Source organism: Streptomyces sp. NPDC051214 (assembly GCF_040682375.1).
Lineage (GTDB): Bacteria > Actinomycetota > Actinomycetes > Streptomycetales > Streptomycetaceae > Streptomyces.
In genome coordinates, this window is sequence record NZ_JBFBAT010000010.1 from 226,262 (window position 1) to 240,656 (window position 14,395).

Genomic DNA, 14,395 nt, shown 5'->3' on the forward strand with positions numbered 1-14,395 from the left:
CTTAGACAGTGCACGCCACCTTACCGGCGACCGTGCCCCCCTTGGAACGACCAACCGGGGATGCCCCTTTTGTGGGGCATCCCCGGCTGGGAATCGCTCAAGTCATCGAGTGGCCTGAAGAATTCAGACGAGCTCGGTGACGGTACCGCCGGCGGCGGTGATCTTCTCCTTGGCGGAGCCGGAGACGGCGTCAACCGTCACCTGCAGCGCCACGGTGACCTCACCCTGGCCGAGGACCTTGACGAGGCTGTTCTTGCGAACCGCACCCTTGGCCACGAGGGCCTCGACGGTGACCTCGCCACCCTCGGGGAACAGCGCGCTCAGCTTGTCGAGGTTCACGACCTGGAACTCGGTCTTGAACGGGTTCTTGAAGCCCTTGAGCTTCGGGAGACGCATGTGGAGGGGCATCTGGCCACCCTCGAAGCGCTCCGGAACCTGGTAACGGGCCTTGGTGCCCTTGGTACCACGACCAGCGGTCTTACCCTTGGACGCCTCACCACGACCCACACGGGTCTTGGCGGTCTTGGCGCCCGGGGCGGGCCGGAGGTTGTGGACCTTCAGCGGGTTCTGCTCCGCCATGTCAGTCGACCTCCTCAACCGTCACGAGGTGGCGGACGGTGTGCACCATTCCGCGGAACTCGGGGCGGTCTTCCTTGACGACCACGTCGTTGACCCGCTTGAGGCCAAGCGAACGCAGCGTGTCGCGGTGGTTCTGCTTGCTGCCGATGTACGACTTCGTCTGCGTGACCTTGAGGCGAGCCATTACGCACCCGCCCCGGCACGTGCACGCAGCAGAGCCGCGGGGGCCACGTCCTCGAGGGGCAGACCACGGCGAGCCGCGATCTCCTCGGGACGCTGCAGGCCCTTGAGGGCCGCCACGGTCGCGTGCACGATGTTGATCGCGTTCGACGAGCCGAGCGACTTCGACAGGATGTCGTGCACGCCGGCGCACTCGAGCACAGCACGCACCGGGCCACCGGCGATAACACCGGTACCGGGGGAAGCAGGCTTGAGCAGGACGACGCCTGCGGCCTTCTCGCCCGTGATCGGGTGCGGGATGGTGCCCTGGATACGCGGAACCTTGAAGAAGTTCTTCTTGGCCTCTTCAACGCCCTTGGCGATGGCCGCGGGAACTTCCTTGGCCTTGCCGTATCCGACACCTACGGTGCCGTCACCGTCGCCCACCACGACCAGCGCGGTGAAGCTGAAGCGGCGACCACCCTTGACAACCTTGGCGACACGGTTGATCGCGACAACGCGCTCAACGTATGCGGTCTTTTCGGCGGCAGCGCCACCGTCGCGACCCTTCCGGTCCCGCCGCTCGCCGCCACCGGCACCGCTTCCGCGGCGCTGGGGTCCAGCCATTGGAATTACCTCTCTCTGTTACGTCCGCTAGCTCCGGAACCGGGGCTTAGAACTTCAGCCCGGCTTCGCGGGCGGCGTCCGCCAGAGCGGCAATGCGCCCGGCGTACTTGTTGCCACCGCGGTCGAACACGACGGCCTCGACACCCGCAGCCTTGGCACGCTCGGCGACGAGCGCGCCGACCTGCTTGGCCTGCGCGGACTTGTCGGCCTCGCCACCGCGGATCGTCGCGTCCAGGGTCGACGCCGACGCAAGGGTGTGACCCTTGAGGTCGTCGATGACCTGAGCAACGATGTTGCGGTTCGAGCGAGTCACGACGAGGCGCGGACGCTCCGCCGTACCCGACACGTTCTTGCGGATGCGGATGTGGCGGCGGGCCTTGGCGGCACGCTTGTAAGCGTCGCCCTTGGCGATCTTCACACCGTATGCCATGGCTTACTTACCTGCCTTTCCGACCTTGCGCCGGATGACTTCGCCCTCGTACTTGACGCCCTTGGCCTTGTACGGGTCGGGCTTGCGCAGCTTGCGGATGTTGGCCGCAACCTCGCCGACCTTCTGCTTGTCGATGCCCTCGACCGAAAGCTTGGTCGCGGACTCCACCTTGAAGGTGATGCCCTCGGGGGCCTCGACCAGGATCGGGTGGCTGTAACCCAGCGAGAACTCCAGGTTGGAGCCCTTCGCGAGGACGCGGTAACCGACACCGCTGATCTCGAGCTTCTTCACGTAACCCGCGGTCACGCCGGTGATCATGTTCGCCACCAGCGTGCGGGACAGGCCGTGCAGGGCCTTGTTCTGACGCTCGTCGTTCGGGCGGGTGACGTTCAGAACGCCGTCCTCACCCTTAGCGATGTCGATCGGCGCGACGACGGTGTGGGAAAGGGAGCCCTTGGGACCCTTAACCGAGACCGTCCGGCCGTCGATGGTGACGTCCACGCCGGCGGGAACCGTGATGGGGAGCTTGCCAATACGCGACATTAGCTATTCCTCCGTTCCCGACTACCAGACGTAGGCGAGGACTTCCCCACCTACGCCCTTCTTGCCTGCCTGCTGGCCGGTGAGCAGACCGTGCGACGTGGAGATGATCGCCACGCCCAGGCCGCCGAGCACCTTCGGCAGGTTGGTGGACTTCGCGTAAACCCGGAGACCGGGCTTGGAGATCCGCTTGATGCCCGCAATGGAGCGCTCACGGTTCGGGCCGAACTTCAGCTCGAGAACGAGGTTCTTGCCGACCTCGGCGTCCTCGACCTTCCAGCCCGTGATGAAGCCCTCCTGCTGGAGGATCTCCGCGATGTGAGACTTGATCTTGCTGTGCGGCATCGCCACGGAGTCGTGGTACGCCGAGTTCGCGTTACGCAGACGAGTCAGCATGTCCGCGATCGGATCAGTCATGGTCATGAATTGGCCTTCGGCCTCTCTCGCCGTGGTTTCCTATCTGCGCCATCCCTCTCCCCACTCAGAGGCGGGACGGGTGCGGCGCGGGGACCTACGGCGTAGTAAGTCGGTCAGGGCGGCAGGCGCCCAACCCTCCTAGCCTAAGCCATGGAGAGGTGGGCCACCTACCGACCAGATACTTACCGAGAGCCTCCGATAATTCCCAAGTCCCGTAGGACAGGGGGAATTACCAGGAGCTCTTGGTCACGCCCGGCAGCTCGCCACGGTGAGCCATCTCACGAAGGCAGACGCGGCACAGGCCGAACTTGCGGTACACGGAGTGCGGACGGCCGCAGCGCTGGCAGCGGGTGTAGCCGCGCACACCGAACTTGGGCTTACGAGCAGCCTTGGCAATAAGAGCCTTCTTCGCCATCTCGCTTACGCCTCCTTGAAGGGGAAGCCGAGGTGACGGAGAAGGGCACGGCCCTCAGCGTCGTTGGTCGCCGTGGTGACCACGGTGATGTCCATACCCCGGACGCGGTCGATCTTGTCCTGGTCGATCTCGTGGAACATGACCTGCTCCGTGAGACCGAAGGTGTAGTTGCCACGGCCGTCGAACTGCTTGGGGGACAGACCACGGAAGTCGCGGATGCGCGGAAGCGCGAGCGACAGGGTGCGGTCCAGGAACTCCCACATGCGGTCGCCACGGAGCGTGACGTGGCAGCCGATCGGCTGACCCTCGCGCAGCTTGAACTGCGCGATGGACTTCCGGGCCTTCGTGATGGCCGGCTTCTGACCCGTGATGGTGGTCAGGTCACGGACGGCACCGTCCATGAGCTTCGAGTCACGGGCGGCGTCGCCGACACCCATGTTGACCACGATCTTGACGAGGCCGGGCGTCTGCATGACGTTCTCGTACGAGAACTCTTCCTGCAGCTTCGCCGCGATCTCCTCGCGGTACTTCGTCTTCAGACGCGGGCTGGTGGTGGTCGTCATCAGATGTCCTCACCCGTCCGCTTGGCAACGCGGATCTTGTTGCCGTCATCGTCGAAGCGGAAACCGACACGCGTGACGACCTTGTTGCCGTCCTTCTCCACGACCAGCTGGACGTTGGAGACGTGGACAGGGGCTTCGGTGGTCACGATGCCGCCGGCCTGCGAACCGCTGGCGGTCGGGCCGGCCTTCGTGTGCTTCTTGACCCGGTTGACACCCTCGACCAGGACGCGCTCGTCGCGCGGGTAAGCGGCAATGACCTTGCCCTGCTTGCCCTTGTCCTTACCGGTGATGACCTGAACCAGGTCGCCCTTCTTGATCTTCATGCTTACAGCACCTCCGGCGCGAGCGAGATGATCTTCATGAACTTCTTCTCGCGCAGCTCACGGCCCACCGGGCCGAAGATACGGGTGCCGCGAGGGTCGCCGTCGTTCTTCAGAATGACGGCGGCGTTCTCGTCGAAGCGGATGTACGAGCCGTCGGGACGGCGGCGCTCCTTGACGGTGCGAACGATGACCGCCTTGACGACGTCACCCTTCTTCACGTTGCCACCGGGGATCGCGTCCTTGACGGTGGCGACGATGACGTCACCGATACCCGCGTAGCGGCGACCCGAGCCACCGAGAACACGGATGGTGAGAATTTCCTTCGCACCCGTGTTGTCAGCGATCCGAAGTCGCGACTCCTGCTGGATCACGTCTATCTCCTGTTTGTCTGCCGGTTCCCGGCGGGGGCGAATCCCTTACGGGAGCCGGCCCCCGCCGAGCCTGGCGGAACTGATCCGAGGGGAAATCCCCTCGGAAATTACTTGGCCTTCTCGAGGATCTCGACGATGCGCCAGCGCTTGGTCGCCGACAGCGGACGCGTCTCCATCAGGAGGACGCGGTCGCCGACGCCGGCAGCGTTCTGCTCGTCGTGCGCCTTGAGCTTGTTCGTACGGCGGATGACCTTGCCGTACAGCGCGTGCTTCACGCGGTCCTCGACAGCGACGACGACGGTCTTGTCCATCTTGTCGCTGACGACCAGACCCTCACGGGTCTTGCGGAATCCGCGGTCGGTCTTCGTCTCAGTCACGTTGCTCTCGCTCATCAGGCGCTCTCCACCGTTTCGATGCCCAGCTCGCGCTCACGCATCAGGGTGTAGATCCGCGCGATGTCCTTACGGACGGCCTTCAGCCGACCGTGGTTCTCGAGCTGACCGGTCGCCGCCTGGAAGCGGAGGTTGAACAGCTCTTCCTTGGCCTCGCGGAGCTTGTTGAGAAGCTCCTCGTTGCCCAGTTCGCGCAGCTCGGACGCCTTGGTACCGGCCGACATCACGACTCACCTGCCTCGCGCCGAACAATCCGGCACTTCATCGGAAGCTTGTGAGCAGCGCGGGTAAGCGCCTCACGCGCAGTCTTCTCATTCGGGTAGGACAGCTCGAACATCACCCGTCCGGGCTTGACGTTCGCGACCCACCACTCGGGGGAACCCTTACCGGAACCCATGCGGGTCTCGGCGGGCTTCTTCGTCAGCGGGCGGTCCGGGTAGATGTTGATCCAGACCTTGCCGCCACGCTTGATGTGGCGGGTCATCGCGATACGAGCCGCCTCGATCTGGCGGTTGGTCACGTACGCCGGAGTGAGGGCCTGAATGCCGTACTCGCCGAACGCAACCTGCGTACCACCCTTTGACATACCGCTGCGCTTGGGGTGGTGCTGCTTGCGGTGCTTGACCCTACGAGGGATCAGCATGTCGGTCAGGCCTCCGTTCCGGTGCTCTCAGCCGGAGCGGCAGCTGCGGCGGGAGCGTCGGCCTTGGGGGCCTCGGCAGCCGGCGCGGACTGCTGCTGCGGCTTGCGGCCGCGGCCGCCACGCTCGCCACCACGGCCACCACGGGCCGGGCGGTCGTTGCCGCCACCACGGGCCGGGCGGTTACCCGCACGGGCCGCGGCGTTCTCGGCGCGGACCTCGGCGATGTTCTTGACGTCGCCCTTGTAGATCCAGACCTTCACGCCGATACGGCCGAAGGTCGTCTTGGCCTCGAAGAAGCCGTAGTCGACGTTCGCACGGAGGGTGTGCAGGGGCACGCGGCCCTCGCGGTAGAACTCCGAGCGAGACATCTCGGCGCCGCCGAGACGGCCGCCACACTGGATCTTGATGCCCTTGGCGCCGGCCTTCATCGTCGACTGCATGCTCTTACGCATGGCGCGACGGAAGGAGACGCGGGAGGACAGCTGCTCTGCAACGGCCTGCGCGACCAGCTGAGCGTCGACCTCGGGGTTCTTGACCTCGAGGATGTTCAGCTGAACCTGCTTGCCCGTGAGCTTCTCGAGGTCACCGCGGATGCGGTCGGCCTCGGCGCCACGGCGGCCGATGACGATGCCGGGACGCGCGGTGTGGATGTCCACCCGCACGCGGTCACGGGTGCGCTCGATCTCAACCTTCGAGATGCCGGCGCGCTCCATGCCGGACGTCATCATCCGACGGATGGCGACGTCTTCCTTGACGTAGTCCTTGTACAGCTTGTCGGCGTACCAACGCGACTTGAAGTCGGTGGTAATGCCGAGCCGGAACCCGTGCGGGTTTACCTTCTGGCCCATTACCGGGTTCCTTCCTTGCTGCTGACGACCACGGTGATGTGGCTGGTCCGCTTACGGATCCGGTAGGCACGGCCCTGGGCACGCGGACGGAACCGCTTCAGGGTCGGGCCCTCATCCACGTACGCCTCGCTGATGACCAGCGAAGAGGCGTCACTGTGGTCGTAGTTGTGTGCAGCGTTGGCGATGGCGCTGTCAAGCACCTTGCCAACCGGCACGCTCGCGGCCTGCGGGGCGAAACGCAGGACCGCCTGAGCCTCCGTGGCATCCATGCCACGGATGAGGTCCACCACTCGGCGGGCCTTCATGGGCGTGACGCGGATGTACCGCGCCTGGGCCCTGGCTTCCATGGTTGTCCCTTCGGTGTAAGTCATAGTCGTTCCACCCCGCGCTAGCGGCGCTTCGACTTCCGGTCGTCCTTGACGTGGCCGCGGAAGGTGCGAGTCGGCGAGAACTCGCCGAGCTTGTGGCCGACCATCGCCTCGGTGACGAACACCGGGATGTGGGTCTTGCCGTTGTGCACCGCGATCGTGTGGCCCAGCATGGCCGGGACGATCATCGAGCGACGGGACCAGGTCTTGATGACGTTCTTGGAACCTGCTTCGTTCTGGACATCCACCTTCTTGATGAGGTGTCCGTCGACGAAGGGCCCCTTCTTGAGACTGCGCGGCATCTAAACCCGCTCCTAGCGCTTCTTGTTCGTCTTGCGGCGGCGGACGATGTACTTGTTGCTCGCCTTCTTCGGCGAACGAGTACGACCCTCCTTCTGACCCCAGGGCGAGACCGGGTGGCGACCACCGGAGGTCTTGCCCTCACCACCACCGTGCGGGTGGTCGACCGGGTTCATCGCCACACCGCGAACGGTCGGGCGAACGCCCAGCCAGCGCTTACGGCCGGCCTTGCCCCAGTTGATGTTCGACTGCTCGGCGTTGCCGACCTCGCCAATCGTGGCGCGGCAGCGGACGTCGACCAGACGGATCTCACCGGACGGCATACGAAGGTGGGCCATGGAGCCCTCCTTCGCCAGCAGCTGCACGGAGGCACCCGCGGAGCGGGCGAACTTCGCGCCGCCGCCGGGCCGCAGCTCGATGGCGTGGATGGTCGTACCGACCGGGATGTTGCGGAGGGCCAGGTTGTTGCCCGGCTTGATGTCCGCGCCCGGTCCGTTCTCGACCCGGTCACCCTGCGACAGGTTGCGGGGGGCCAGGATGTAGCGCTTCTCGCCGTCCGCGTAGTGCAGGAGCGCGATGCGCGCGGTGCGGTTCGGGTCGTACTCGATGTGCGCGACCTTCGCCGGCACGCCGTCCTTGTCGTGACGACGGAAGTCGATCACTCGGTAGGCGCGCTTGTGTCCGCCACCCTGGTGGCGAACGGTCACACGACCGGCGTTGTTACGGCCGCCCTTGCTGTGCAGCGGGCGGACCAGCGACTTCTCCGGCGTGGACCGCGTTACCTCGACGAAGTCGGCGACGCTGGAGCCACGACGGCCCGGCGTAGTCGGCTTGTACTTGCGGATTCCCATTTCTCAGTCCTCGTCCGATATTCGGACCAGGGCGCTCCGTTAGGAGGCCTGGCCGAAGATGTCGATACGGTCGCCCTCAGCAAGGGTCACGATCGCGCGCTTGGTGTCAGCGCGCTTACCGAACCCCGTGCGGGTGCGCTTGCGCTTGCCCTGGCGGTTGATCGTGTTGACCCCAGTGACCTTGACCGAGAAGACCGCCTCGACGGCCTGCTTGATCTGGGTCTTGTTGGCGCCGGGCGCGACGACGAAGGTGTACTTGCCCTCGTCGAGAAGCGCGTAGCTCTTCTCGGAGACGACCGGCTTGACGAGGACGTCACGGGGGTCCGTGAAGCTCTTGCTCAGCGGCGTCTCGACGGTGTTCTTGCCCTCGGTGGCGTGGCGCTTCGCCTTGGCGATGCGCGCGGCCTTGGCGGCCTTGGCCGCCTTGGGGGCGATGCTCGGGTGACGCGTAGCCATCAGGCTTCGCTCCCTTCGGTCTCAGCGGCCTGGGGGCCAGACACGAAGGACTCGAAAGCAGCCTTGGTGAAGACCACGTCGTCCGAGACGAGCACGTCGTACGTGTTCAGCTGGCCCGGCTCCAGGATGTGCACCTGGGGCAGGTTGCGGGCGGAGAGCAGCGAAGTCTCGTCCGCGCGGTCGATGACCAGGAGCACGTTCTTGCGCTCGCTGACCTTGCCGAGCAGCGTCTTCGCGGCCTTCGTGGAGATGTCGCCCTCGACCACGTTGGTGACAACGTGGATACGAGCGTTGCGGGCCCGGTCGGTGAGGGCGTGGCGCAGGGCCGCGGCCTTCATCTTCTTCGGGGTCCGCTGCGAGTAGTCACGCGGCTGCGGGCCGTGGACGACGCCACCGCCGGCGAACTGCGGCGCACGGGTCGAACCCTGGCGCGCGCGGCCGGTGCCCTTCTGGCGGTACGGCTTCTTGCCACCACCGCGGACTTCACCGCGGCGCTTGGTCTTGTGCGTGCCCTGACGGGCAGCGGCCAGCTGGGCGACAACGACCTGGTGGATCAGCGGAATGCTGATCTTCTCGACGTCGAAGATCTCCGAGGGGAGCTCGACGGTCCCGGCCTTGTCGCCTGCCGGCGAAAGGATGTCAATGGTGCTCATCGGTTCCTCAAGCCCCCTTGGCCGCGGTACGGACCAGGACGAGGCCGCCGTTCGGACCGGGAACTGCGCCCTTGATGAGGAGCAGGCCCTTCTCCGCGTCAACGGCGTGAACGGTCAGGTTCTGGGTGGTGACCCGCTCGTTGCCCATACGGCCCGCCATGCGGAGGCCCTTGAACACGCGACCCGGGGTGGCGCAGCCACCGATCGAGCCCGGCGAGCGGTGCTTGCGCTGGGTGCCGTGACCGGCGCCGAGTCCCTTGAAGTTGTGACGCTTCATGACACCGGCGAAGCCCTTGCCCTTGCTCTTGCCCGTGACGTCGACCTTGACGCCGGACTCGAACACCTCGGCAGTAACCTCCTGGCCCAGCGTGTACTCGCTGGCACCGGGGGTGCGGATCTCCACCAGGTGGCGGCGGGGGGTCACGTCGGCCTTGGCGAAGTGACCCTTGAGGGGCTTGTTCACCTTGCGAGGGTCGATCTCGCCGAAGGCGATCTGGACCGACTCGTAGCCGTCGGAGTCATTCGTACGGACCTGGGTAACGACGCAGGGCCCGGCCTTGACGACGGTGACCGGGACGACACGGTTGTTCTCGTCCCAGACCTGGGTCATGCCGAGCTTCTCGCCCAGGACGCCCTTGATCTGCTTAGTCATCTGTCCGCGCCTCTCAGAGCTTGATCTCGATGTCGACGCCGGCCGGAAGGTCCAGGCGCATCAACGAGTCAACGGTCTTGGGCGTCGGGTCGAGGATGTCGATCAGGCGCTTGTGCGTGCGCATCTCGAAGTGCTCGCGCGAGTCCTTGTACTTGTGCGGCGACTTGATGACGCAGTACACGTTCTTCTCAGTGGGCAGCGGCACCGGGCCTGCGACCGACGCACCAGTGCGAGTCACCGTCTCGACGATCTTCTTCGCCGAAGAGTCGATGACCTCGTGGTCGTAGGCCTTGAGCCGGATGCGGATCTTCTGTCCCGCCATGGCTACTTGGTAGTCCTGTCTCTCGAAAAGCTCTGGTACCCGGTGTTCCGTTCCATCTTCTGACCGACCCACGCGGTCGGGCGTGTCGCAATCTCACTGATGAAATCTCCCGAAGGAAATCCACTGCTGTGGGATCGCGGCCCAAAGACCGCTGGCCGGGGGAAGACACCCACCGGGCGCCTGGTAAAGCCCCGCGCCCACGCTTCCCAGAAGATTCCCGTACGTCCGCTCCAGCGCTGCCTTACGGCAGATGGGGCGACGAGTACTGTGGGACTCGCTTCCGGTCCTCCCGGCGGGAGGCGCGCAGCATCGGCACTCAACCGAGCAACCTGGACAGTGTGCCACAGGTGGGACGCCGAAGGCCAATCGAGCCGAACTGTCAAGCTGCCACGGCCGACATCGCGTACGCAAAGAGCCCCGTACACCCAGAGGCGTACGGGGCTCTTCGCTGCGCTCAGTTCAGAGCAACCGGGTTACCCCGATCTTCAAGCAAGCGAAATGCTTACTTGTTGATCTTGGTGACCTGGCCGGCGCCGACGGTCCGGCCACCCTCGCGGATGGCGAACTTCAGGCCCTCTTCCATCGCGACGGGCTGGATGAGCTCAACGGTCATCTCAGTGTTGTCGCCCGGCATGACCATCTCGGTGCCCTCGGGGAGGGTCACGACGCCGGTCACGTCCGTGGTGCGGAAGTAGAACTGCGGGCGGTAGTTGTTGAAGAAGGGGGTGTGACGGCCACCCTCGTCCTTCGACAGGATGTAGGCCTGGGCCTCGAACTCGGTGTGCGGCGTGACCGAACCGGGCTTGATGATGACCTGGCCGCGCTCGACGTCCTCGCGCTTGATGCCACGGAGGAGCAGACCGACGTTCTCACCGGCCTGGCCCTCGTCGAGCAGCTTGCGGAACATCTCGATGCCGGTGACCGTGGTGGTGGTCTTCTCGGTCTTGATGCCGATGATGTCGACGGTCTCGTTGACCTTGAGGATGCCACGCTCGATACGACCGGTGACGACGGTGCCACGACCGGTGATCGTGAAGACGTCCTCGATCGGCATCAGGAACGGCTTGTCGACGTCACGCTCGGGCTCCGGGATGGACTCGTCGACAGCCTTCATCAGGTTGAGGACGGACTCACCCCACTCCTTGTCGCCCTCGAGCGCCTTGAGCGCCGAGACCTTGACGACCGGCAGGTCGTCGCCCGGGAACTCGTACTCGGAGAGGAGCTCACGAACCTCGAGCTCGACGAGCTCCAGGATCTCCTCGTCGTCCACCATGTCGGCCTTGTTCAGGGCGACGACGATGTACGGAACGCCGACCTGGCGGGCCAGGAGCACGTGCTCCTTGGTCTGCGGCATCGGGCCGTCGGTGGCGGCAACCACGAGGATCGCGCCGTCCATCTGCGCGGCACCCGTGATCATGTTCTTGATGTAGTCCGCGTGACCGGGGCAGTCGACGTGGGCGTAGTGACGGGTCTCCGTCTGGTACTCGACGTGCGCGATCGAGATCGTGATACCGCGCTGGCGCTCCTCGGGAGCCTTGTCGATCTGGTCGAAGGCCGAGGCCTCGTTCAGCTCGGGGTACGCGTCGTGCAGCACCTTGGTAATGGCGGCCGTGAGGGTCGTCTTACCGTGGTCAATGTGACCGATGGTGCCGATGTTGACGTGCGGCTTAGTCCGCTCGAACTTCGCCTTCGCCACTGGGTCCTCCTGTGGAGTGGTTCTGTACGCCTTGCTTCATCGGCGCCAGGTGATCTTTGCTGGGATGCCGGGGTCCGAGGCATTCCGTCCGATGAACGGCCGGAATGCCTCAGGACTTCCGGTGACAAGCCTAAAGCGTTAACTGCGGGGAGTTACTCGCCCTTGGCCTTCGCGATGATCTCCTCGGCGACGTTCCGCGGAACCTCGGCGTAGGAGTCGAACTGCATCGAGTAGCTTGCGCGACCCGAGGTCTTGCTGCGGAGGTCTCCGACGTAGCCGAACATCTCCGAGAGGGGCACGAGGCCCTTCACGACACGGGCGCCACTGCGCTCCTCCATGGCCTGAATCTGGCCACGGCGGGAGTTGATGTCACCGATGACGTCGCCCATGTAGTCCTCGGGCGTGGTGACCTCAACGGCCATCATCGGCTCGAGCAGCACGGGGCTGGCCTTGCGCGCGGCCTCCTTGAACGCCTGCGAACCGGCGATCTTGAAGGCGAGCTCGGAGGAGTCGACCTCGTGGTAGGCACCGTCGAGAAGCGTGACGCGGACGCCCGTCATCTCGTAACCGGCCAGGATGCCGAACTGCATGGCTTCCTGAGCACCGGCGTCCACCGAGGGGATGTACTCCCTCGGGATACGGCCACCGGTGACCTTGTTCACGAACTCGTACGAGGTCTCGCCACTGTCGATCGGCTCGATCGCGATCTGCACCTTGGCGAACTGACCCGTACCACCGGTCTGCTTCTTGTGGGTGAAGTCCACGCGCTCGACGGCCTTGCGGATCGTCTCGCGGTAAGCGACCTGGGGCTTGCCGACGTTCGCCTCGACGCGGAACTCGCGCTTCATGCGGTCGACGAGCACCTCGAGGTGAAGCTCGCCCATACCACCGATGATGGTCTGGCCGGTCTCCTCGTCCGAGTGCACACGGAAGGAGGGGTCCTCCTCCGAGAGACGCTGGATGGCTACACCCAGCTTCTCCTGGTCACCCTTGGACTTGGGCTCGATGGCGACCTCGATGACCGGCGCCGGGAAGTCCATGGACTCCAGGATGACCGGCTTCTTGTCGTCACTCAGCGTCTCACCGGTGGTGGTCTGCTTCAGGCCCATGACGGCGACGATGTCACCGGCGCCCACCGACTCGATCTCCTCACGCTTGTTCGCGTGCATGCGGTAGATCTTGCCGATGCGCTCCTTCTTGCCCTTGACCGAGTTCAGCACCGCGGTGCCGGCCTCGAGGCGACCGGAGTAGATCCGGACGAAGGTGAGCTTTCCGAGGTGCGGGTCGCTCGCAATCTTGAACGCGAGAGCCGAAAGCGGCTCGTCGTCCGAAGGCTTGCGCTTGACGACGACCTCGGGGTCCTTGACGTCGTGGCCCTCGATGGCCTCGACGTCCAGGGGCGACGGGAGGTAACGCACGACCGCGTCGAGCAGGGGCTGGACGCCCTTGTTCTTGAACGCGGTGCCGCAGAACACGGGGGTGACAGTGGTGTCGCCGCCCTTGCCGGAGGCGATGGTGACGCGGCGAATGGCCTCGTACAGCTGGTCCTCGGTGGGCTCCTGGCCCTCGAGGTACAGCTCCATCATCTGCTCGTCGTTCTCGGCGACGGCCTCAAGGAGCTTGCCGCGCCACTCTTCGGCAGCCTCGGCGTGCGTCGCCGGGATGTCGACGATGTCGTACGCCTCGCCCATCTTGGTCTCAGCGGACCAGACGAAGGCCTTCATCGTGACGAGGTCGACGACGCCCTTGAAGTCAGCCTCTGCGCCGATGGGCAGCTGCATGACGATCGGGGTCGCACCGAGGCGGTCGACGATCATGTCGACGCAGCGGTGGAACTCGGCACCCGTGCGGTCGAGCTTGTTGACGAAGCAGATACGCGGGACGCCGTAGCGGTCCGCCTGACGCCACACGGTCTCGGACTGGGGCTCAACACCGGCGACGCCGTCGAACACCGTCACGGCACCGTCGAGCACACGGAGCGAACGCTCTACCTCGACGGTGAAGTCGACGTGGCCCGGGGTGTCGATGATGTTGATGGTGTGGTCGACGTCGTTCAGCGGCCAGTGACAGGTGGTGGCAGCAGAGGTGATCGTGATGCCACGCTCCTGCTCCTGCTCCATCCAGTCCATCGTGGCGGCACCGTCGTGGACCTCGCCGATCTTGTACGACACACCGGTGTAGAACAGGATCCGCTCGGTGGTCGTCGTCTTGCCCGCGTCGATGTGGGCCATGATGCCGATGTTGCGCACCTTGGCCAGGTCAAGTGAAGTGGTAGCCATATCGGCTCAGTCTTCTCTCGGTCTCGATGTGGGTAGCGACTACCAGCGGTAGTGCGCGAAGGCCTTGTTGGACTCGGCCATCTTGTGGGTGTCCTCACGCTTCTTCACAGCGGCACCAAGGCCGTTGGAGGCGTCGAGGAGCTCGTTGAGGAGACGCTCGGTCATCGTCTTCTCGCGACGGGCGCGGGAGTAACCGACCAGCCAGCGCAGGGCCAGCGTGTTGGCACGACCGGGCTTGACCTCGATCGGAACCTGGTAGGTCGCACCACCGACGCGGCGGGACTTGACCTCGAGGGTCGGCTTGATGTTCTCGAGCGCGCGCTTGAGCGTGATGACCGGGTCGTTGCCGGTCTTCTCGCGCAGGCCCTCCATGGCGCCGTACACGATGCGCTCGGCGGTGGAGCGCTTGCCGTTCAGCAGCACCTTGTTGATGAGGGAGGTCACCAGAGGAGAACCGTAGACCGGGTCGATGATGACCGGGCGCTTCGGGGCGGGGCCCTTACGAGGCATT

At 65.2% G+C, this 14,395-nt stretch carries 24 protein-coding genes; all 24 read right to left on the minus strand.

The window, feature by feature from the left end; translation table 11 throughout:
• Positions 1–123: 123 nt before the first annotated feature.
• The 24 genes from rplO to rpsG all read right to left on the minus strand — a co-directional run bounded on the left by rplO (position 124) and on the right by rpsG (position 14,394).
• Entirely contained in the window at positions 124–579 is a 456-nt protein-coding gene (rplO, locus tag AB0M70_RS26795; protein ID WP_098244248.1) for a 50S ribosomal protein L15, read from the minus strand.
• Between the two features lies 1 nt (position 580).
• On the minus strand, positions 581–763 hold the full coding sequence (gene rpmD, locus AB0M70_RS26800; protein WP_056552385.1) for a 50S ribosomal protein L30: 183 nt from the start codon (positions 761–763) through the stop codon (positions 581–583).
• Complete coding sequence (gene rpsE, locus AB0M70_RS26805) at positions 763–1,365, minus strand: 30S ribosomal protein S5 (RefSeq protein ID WP_160506669.1); 603 nt, start codon at positions 1,363–1,365, stop codon at positions 763–765. Before rpsE ends, rpmD begins: the two co-directional genes overlap by 1 nt.
• A 46-nt stretch (positions 1,366–1,411) precedes the next feature.
• Positions 1,412–1,795, minus strand: a complete 384-nt coding sequence (gene rplR / locus AB0M70_RS26810) for a 50S ribosomal protein L18 (RefSeq protein WP_160506668.1) — start codon at positions 1,793–1,795, stop codon at positions 1,412–1,414.
• 3 nt (positions 1,796–1,798) lie between these two features.
• Positions 1,799–2,338 carry a 50S ribosomal protein L6 gene (gene rplF / locus AB0M70_RS26815; protein ID WP_363212682.1) on the minus strand — a complete coding sequence of 180 codons (540 nt, stop codon included), beginning with the start codon at positions 2,336–2,338 and terminating at the stop codon, positions 1,799–1,801.
• Between the two features lie 21 nt (positions 2,339–2,359).
• Positions 2,360–2,758 carry a 30S ribosomal protein S8 gene (gene rpsH, locus AB0M70_RS26820; protein ID WP_030359017.1) on the minus strand — a complete coding sequence of 133 codons (399 nt, stop codon included), beginning with the start codon at positions 2,756–2,758 and terminating at the stop codon, positions 2,360–2,362.
• Between the two features lie 223 nt (positions 2,759–2,981).
• On the minus strand, positions 2,982–3,167 hold the full coding sequence (locus tag AB0M70_RS26825) for a type Z 30S ribosomal protein S14 (protein ID WP_003948630.1): 186 nt from the start codon (positions 3,165–3,167) through the stop codon (positions 2,982–2,984).
• 5 nt (positions 3,168–3,172) lie between these two features.
• Positions 3,173–3,730, minus strand: coding sequence for a 50S ribosomal protein L5 (gene rplE / locus AB0M70_RS26830; RefSeq protein WP_160506665.1), 558 nt, complete (start codon positions 3,728–3,730; stop codon positions 3,173–3,175).
• The gene (gene rplX, locus AB0M70_RS26835; protein ID WP_160506664.1) at positions 3,730–4,053 is read right to left on the minus strand and encodes a 50S ribosomal protein L24; all 324 of its coding nucleotides are present in this window, start codon (positions 4,051–4,053) and stop codon (positions 3,730–3,732) included. The genes rplE and rplX overlap by 1 nt, the downstream gene beginning before the upstream one ends.
• Before the next feature lie 2 nt (positions 4,054–4,055).
• Positions 4,056–4,424: a 50S ribosomal protein L14 gene (rplN, locus tag AB0M70_RS26840; protein ID WP_073768975.1), complete on the minus strand. Its 369-nt coding sequence runs from the start codon at positions 4,422–4,424 to the stop codon at positions 4,056–4,058.
• Between the two features lie 107 nt (positions 4,425–4,531).
• Positions 4,532–4,816, minus strand: a complete 285-nt coding sequence (gene rpsQ / locus AB0M70_RS26845; RefSeq protein WP_055564830.1) for a 30S ribosomal protein S17 — start codon at positions 4,814–4,816, stop codon at positions 4,532–4,534.
• Positions 4,816–5,040 (minus strand): 50S ribosomal protein L29, encoded by a 225-nt coding sequence (gene rpmC / locus AB0M70_RS26850; RefSeq protein ID WP_010036720.1) that lies wholly within the window; start codon positions 5,038–5,040, stop codon positions 4,816–4,818. The genes rpsQ and rpmC overlap by 1 nt, the downstream gene beginning before the upstream one ends.
• The gene (gene rplP / locus AB0M70_RS26855; protein ID WP_135332557.1) at positions 5,040–5,459 is read right to left on the minus strand and encodes a 50S ribosomal protein L16; all 420 of its coding nucleotides are present in this window, start codon (positions 5,457–5,459) and stop codon (positions 5,040–5,042) included. The genes rpmC and rplP overlap by 1 nt, the downstream gene beginning before the upstream one ends.
• Before the next feature lie 5 nt (positions 5,460–5,464).
• Positions 5,465–6,307 (minus strand): 30S ribosomal protein S3, encoded by an 843-nt coding sequence (rpsC, locus tag AB0M70_RS26860; protein ID WP_160506663.1) that lies wholly within the window; start codon positions 6,305–6,307, stop codon positions 5,465–5,467.
• Positions 6,307–6,654 carry a 50S ribosomal protein L22 gene (rplV, locus tag AB0M70_RS26865; protein ID WP_016645177.1) on the minus strand — a complete coding sequence of 116 codons (348 nt, stop codon included), beginning with the start codon at positions 6,652–6,654 and terminating at the stop codon, positions 6,307–6,309. The genes rpsC and rplV overlap by 1 nt, the downstream gene beginning before the upstream one ends.
• A 41-nt stretch (positions 6,655–6,695) precedes the next feature.
• The gene (rpsS, locus tag AB0M70_RS26870; RefSeq protein WP_160506662.1) at positions 6,696–6,977 is read right to left on the minus strand and encodes a 30S ribosomal protein S19; all 282 of its coding nucleotides are present in this window, start codon (positions 6,975–6,977) and stop codon (positions 6,696–6,698) included.
• Between the two features lie 12 nt (positions 6,978–6,989).
• Complete coding sequence (gene rplB / locus AB0M70_RS26875; RefSeq protein WP_160506661.1) at positions 6,990–7,826, minus strand: 50S ribosomal protein L2; 837 nt, start codon at positions 7,824–7,826, stop codon at positions 6,990–6,992.
• 39 nt (positions 7,827–7,865) lie between these two features.
• On the minus strand, positions 7,866–8,282 hold the full coding sequence (rplW, locus tag AB0M70_RS26880; protein ID WP_363212683.1) for a 50S ribosomal protein L23: 417 nt from the start codon (positions 8,280–8,282) through the stop codon (positions 7,866–7,868).
• Positions 8,282–8,935, minus strand: coding sequence for a 50S ribosomal protein L4 (gene rplD / locus AB0M70_RS26885; RefSeq protein ID WP_363212684.1), 654 nt, complete (start codon positions 8,933–8,935; stop codon positions 8,282–8,284). The genes rplW and rplD overlap by 1 nt, the downstream gene beginning before the upstream one ends.
• A 7-nt stretch (positions 8,936–8,942) precedes the next feature.
• Positions 8,943–9,587 carry a 50S ribosomal protein L3 gene (gene rplC / locus AB0M70_RS26890; protein WP_363212685.1) on the minus strand — a complete coding sequence of 215 codons (645 nt, stop codon included), beginning with the start codon at positions 9,585–9,587 and terminating at the stop codon, positions 8,943–8,945.
• A gap of 13 nt (positions 9,588–9,600) precedes the next feature.
• Complete coding sequence (gene rpsJ, locus AB0M70_RS26895; RefSeq protein ID WP_003948644.1) at positions 9,601–9,909, minus strand: 30S ribosomal protein S10; 309 nt, start codon at positions 9,907–9,909, stop codon at positions 9,601–9,603.
• Positions 9,910–10,411: 502 nt separating this feature from the next.
• Positions 10,412–11,605, minus strand: a complete 1,194-nt coding sequence (gene tuf, locus AB0M70_RS26900) for an elongation factor Tu (RefSeq protein ID WP_160506655.1) — start codon at positions 11,603–11,605, stop codon at positions 10,412–10,414.
• Between the two features lie 152 nt (positions 11,606–11,757).
• Positions 11,758–13,884 carry an elongation factor G gene (gene fusA / locus AB0M70_RS26905; protein ID WP_365823550.1) on the minus strand — a complete coding sequence of 709 codons (2,127 nt, stop codon included), beginning with the start codon at positions 13,882–13,884 and terminating at the stop codon, positions 11,758–11,760.
• Between the two features lie 39 nt (positions 13,885–13,923).
• Entirely contained in the window at positions 13,924–14,394 is a 471-nt protein-coding gene (gene rpsG / locus AB0M70_RS26910; protein WP_003974303.1) for a 30S ribosomal protein S7, read from the minus strand.
• Position 14,395 lies beyond the last annotated feature (1 nt).

Bases quoted from the DNA above. Each gene is read 5' to 3' on its own strand.
- rplO (WP_098244248.1), bottom strand. From the start codon at position 579: ATGGCGGAGCAGAACCCGCTGAAGGTCCACAACCTCCGGCCCGCCCCG.
- rpmD (WP_056552385.1), bottom strand. From the start codon at position 763: ATGGCTCGCCTCAAGGTCACGCAGACGAAGTCGTACATCGGCAGCAAG.
- rpsE (WP_160506669.1), bottom strand. From the start codon at position 1,365: ATGGCTGGACCCCAGCGCCGCGGAAGCGGTGCCGGTGGCGGCGAGCGG.
- rplR (WP_160506668.1), bottom strand. From the start codon at position 1,795: ATGGCATACGGTGTGAAGATCGCCAAGGGCGACGCTTACAAGCGTGCC.
- rplF (WP_363212682.1), bottom strand. From the start codon at position 2,338: ATGTCGCGTATTGGCAAGCTCCCCATCACGGTTCCCGCCGGCGTGGAC.
- rpsH (WP_030359017.1), bottom strand. From the start codon at position 2,758: ATGACCATGACTGATCCGATCGCGGACATGCTGACTCGTCTGCGTAAC.
- AB0M70_RS26825 (WP_003948630.1), bottom strand. From the start codon at position 3,167: ATGGCGAAGAAGGCTCTTATTGCCAAGGCTGCTCGTAAGCCCAAGTTC.
- rplE (WP_160506665.1), bottom strand. From the start codon at position 3,730: ATGACGACCACCACCAGCCCGCGTCTGAAGACGAAGTACCGCGAGGAG.
- rplX (WP_160506664.1), bottom strand. From the start codon at position 4,053: ATGAAGATCAAGAAGGGCGACCTGGTTCAGGTCATCACCGGTAAGGAC.
- rpsQ (WP_055564830.1), bottom strand. From the start codon at position 4,816: ATGAGCGAGAGCAACGTGACTGAGACGAAGACCGACCGCGGATTCCGC.
- rpmC (WP_010036720.1), bottom strand. From the start codon at position 5,040: ATGTCGGCCGGTACCAAGGCGTCCGAGCTGCGCGAACTGGGCAACGAG.
- rplP (WP_135332557.1), bottom strand. From the start codon at position 5,459: ATGCTGATCCCTCGTAGGGTCAAGCACCGCAAGCAGCACCACCCCAAG.
- rpsC (WP_160506663.1), bottom strand. From the start codon at position 6,307: ATGGGCCAGAAGGTAAACCCGCACGGGTTCCGGCTCGGCATTACCACC.
- rplV (WP_016645177.1), bottom strand. From the start codon at position 6,654: ATGGAAGCCAGGGCCCAGGCGCGGTACATCCGCGTCACGCCCATGAAG.
- rpsS (WP_160506662.1), bottom strand. From the start codon at position 6,977: ATGCCGCGCAGTCTCAAGAAGGGGCCCTTCGTCGACGGACACCTCATC.
- rplB (WP_160506661.1), bottom strand. From the start codon at position 7,826: ATGGGAATCCGCAAGTACAAGCCGACTACGCCGGGCCGTCGTGGCTCC.
- rplW (WP_363212683.1), bottom strand. From the start codon at position 8,282: ATGGCTACGCGTCACCCGAGCATCGCCCCCAAGGCGGCCAAGGCCGCC.
- rplD (WP_363212684.1), bottom strand. From the start codon at position 8,935: ATGAGCACCATTGACATCCTTTCGCCGGCAGGCGACAAGGCCGGGACC.
- rplC (WP_363212685.1), bottom strand. From the start codon at position 9,587: ATGACTAAGCAGATCAAGGGCGTCCTGGGCGAGAAGCTCGGCATGACC.
- rpsJ (WP_003948644.1), bottom strand. From the start codon at position 9,909: ATGGCGGGACAGAAGATCCGCATCCGGCTCAAGGCCTACGACCACGAG.
- fusA (WP_365823550.1), bottom strand. From the start codon at position 13,884: ATGGCTACCACTTCACTTGACCTGGCCAAGGTGCGCAACATCGGCATC.
- rpsG (WP_003974303.1), bottom strand. From the start codon at position 14,394: ATGCCTCGTAAGGGCCCCGCCCCGAAGCGCCCGGTCATCATCGACCCG.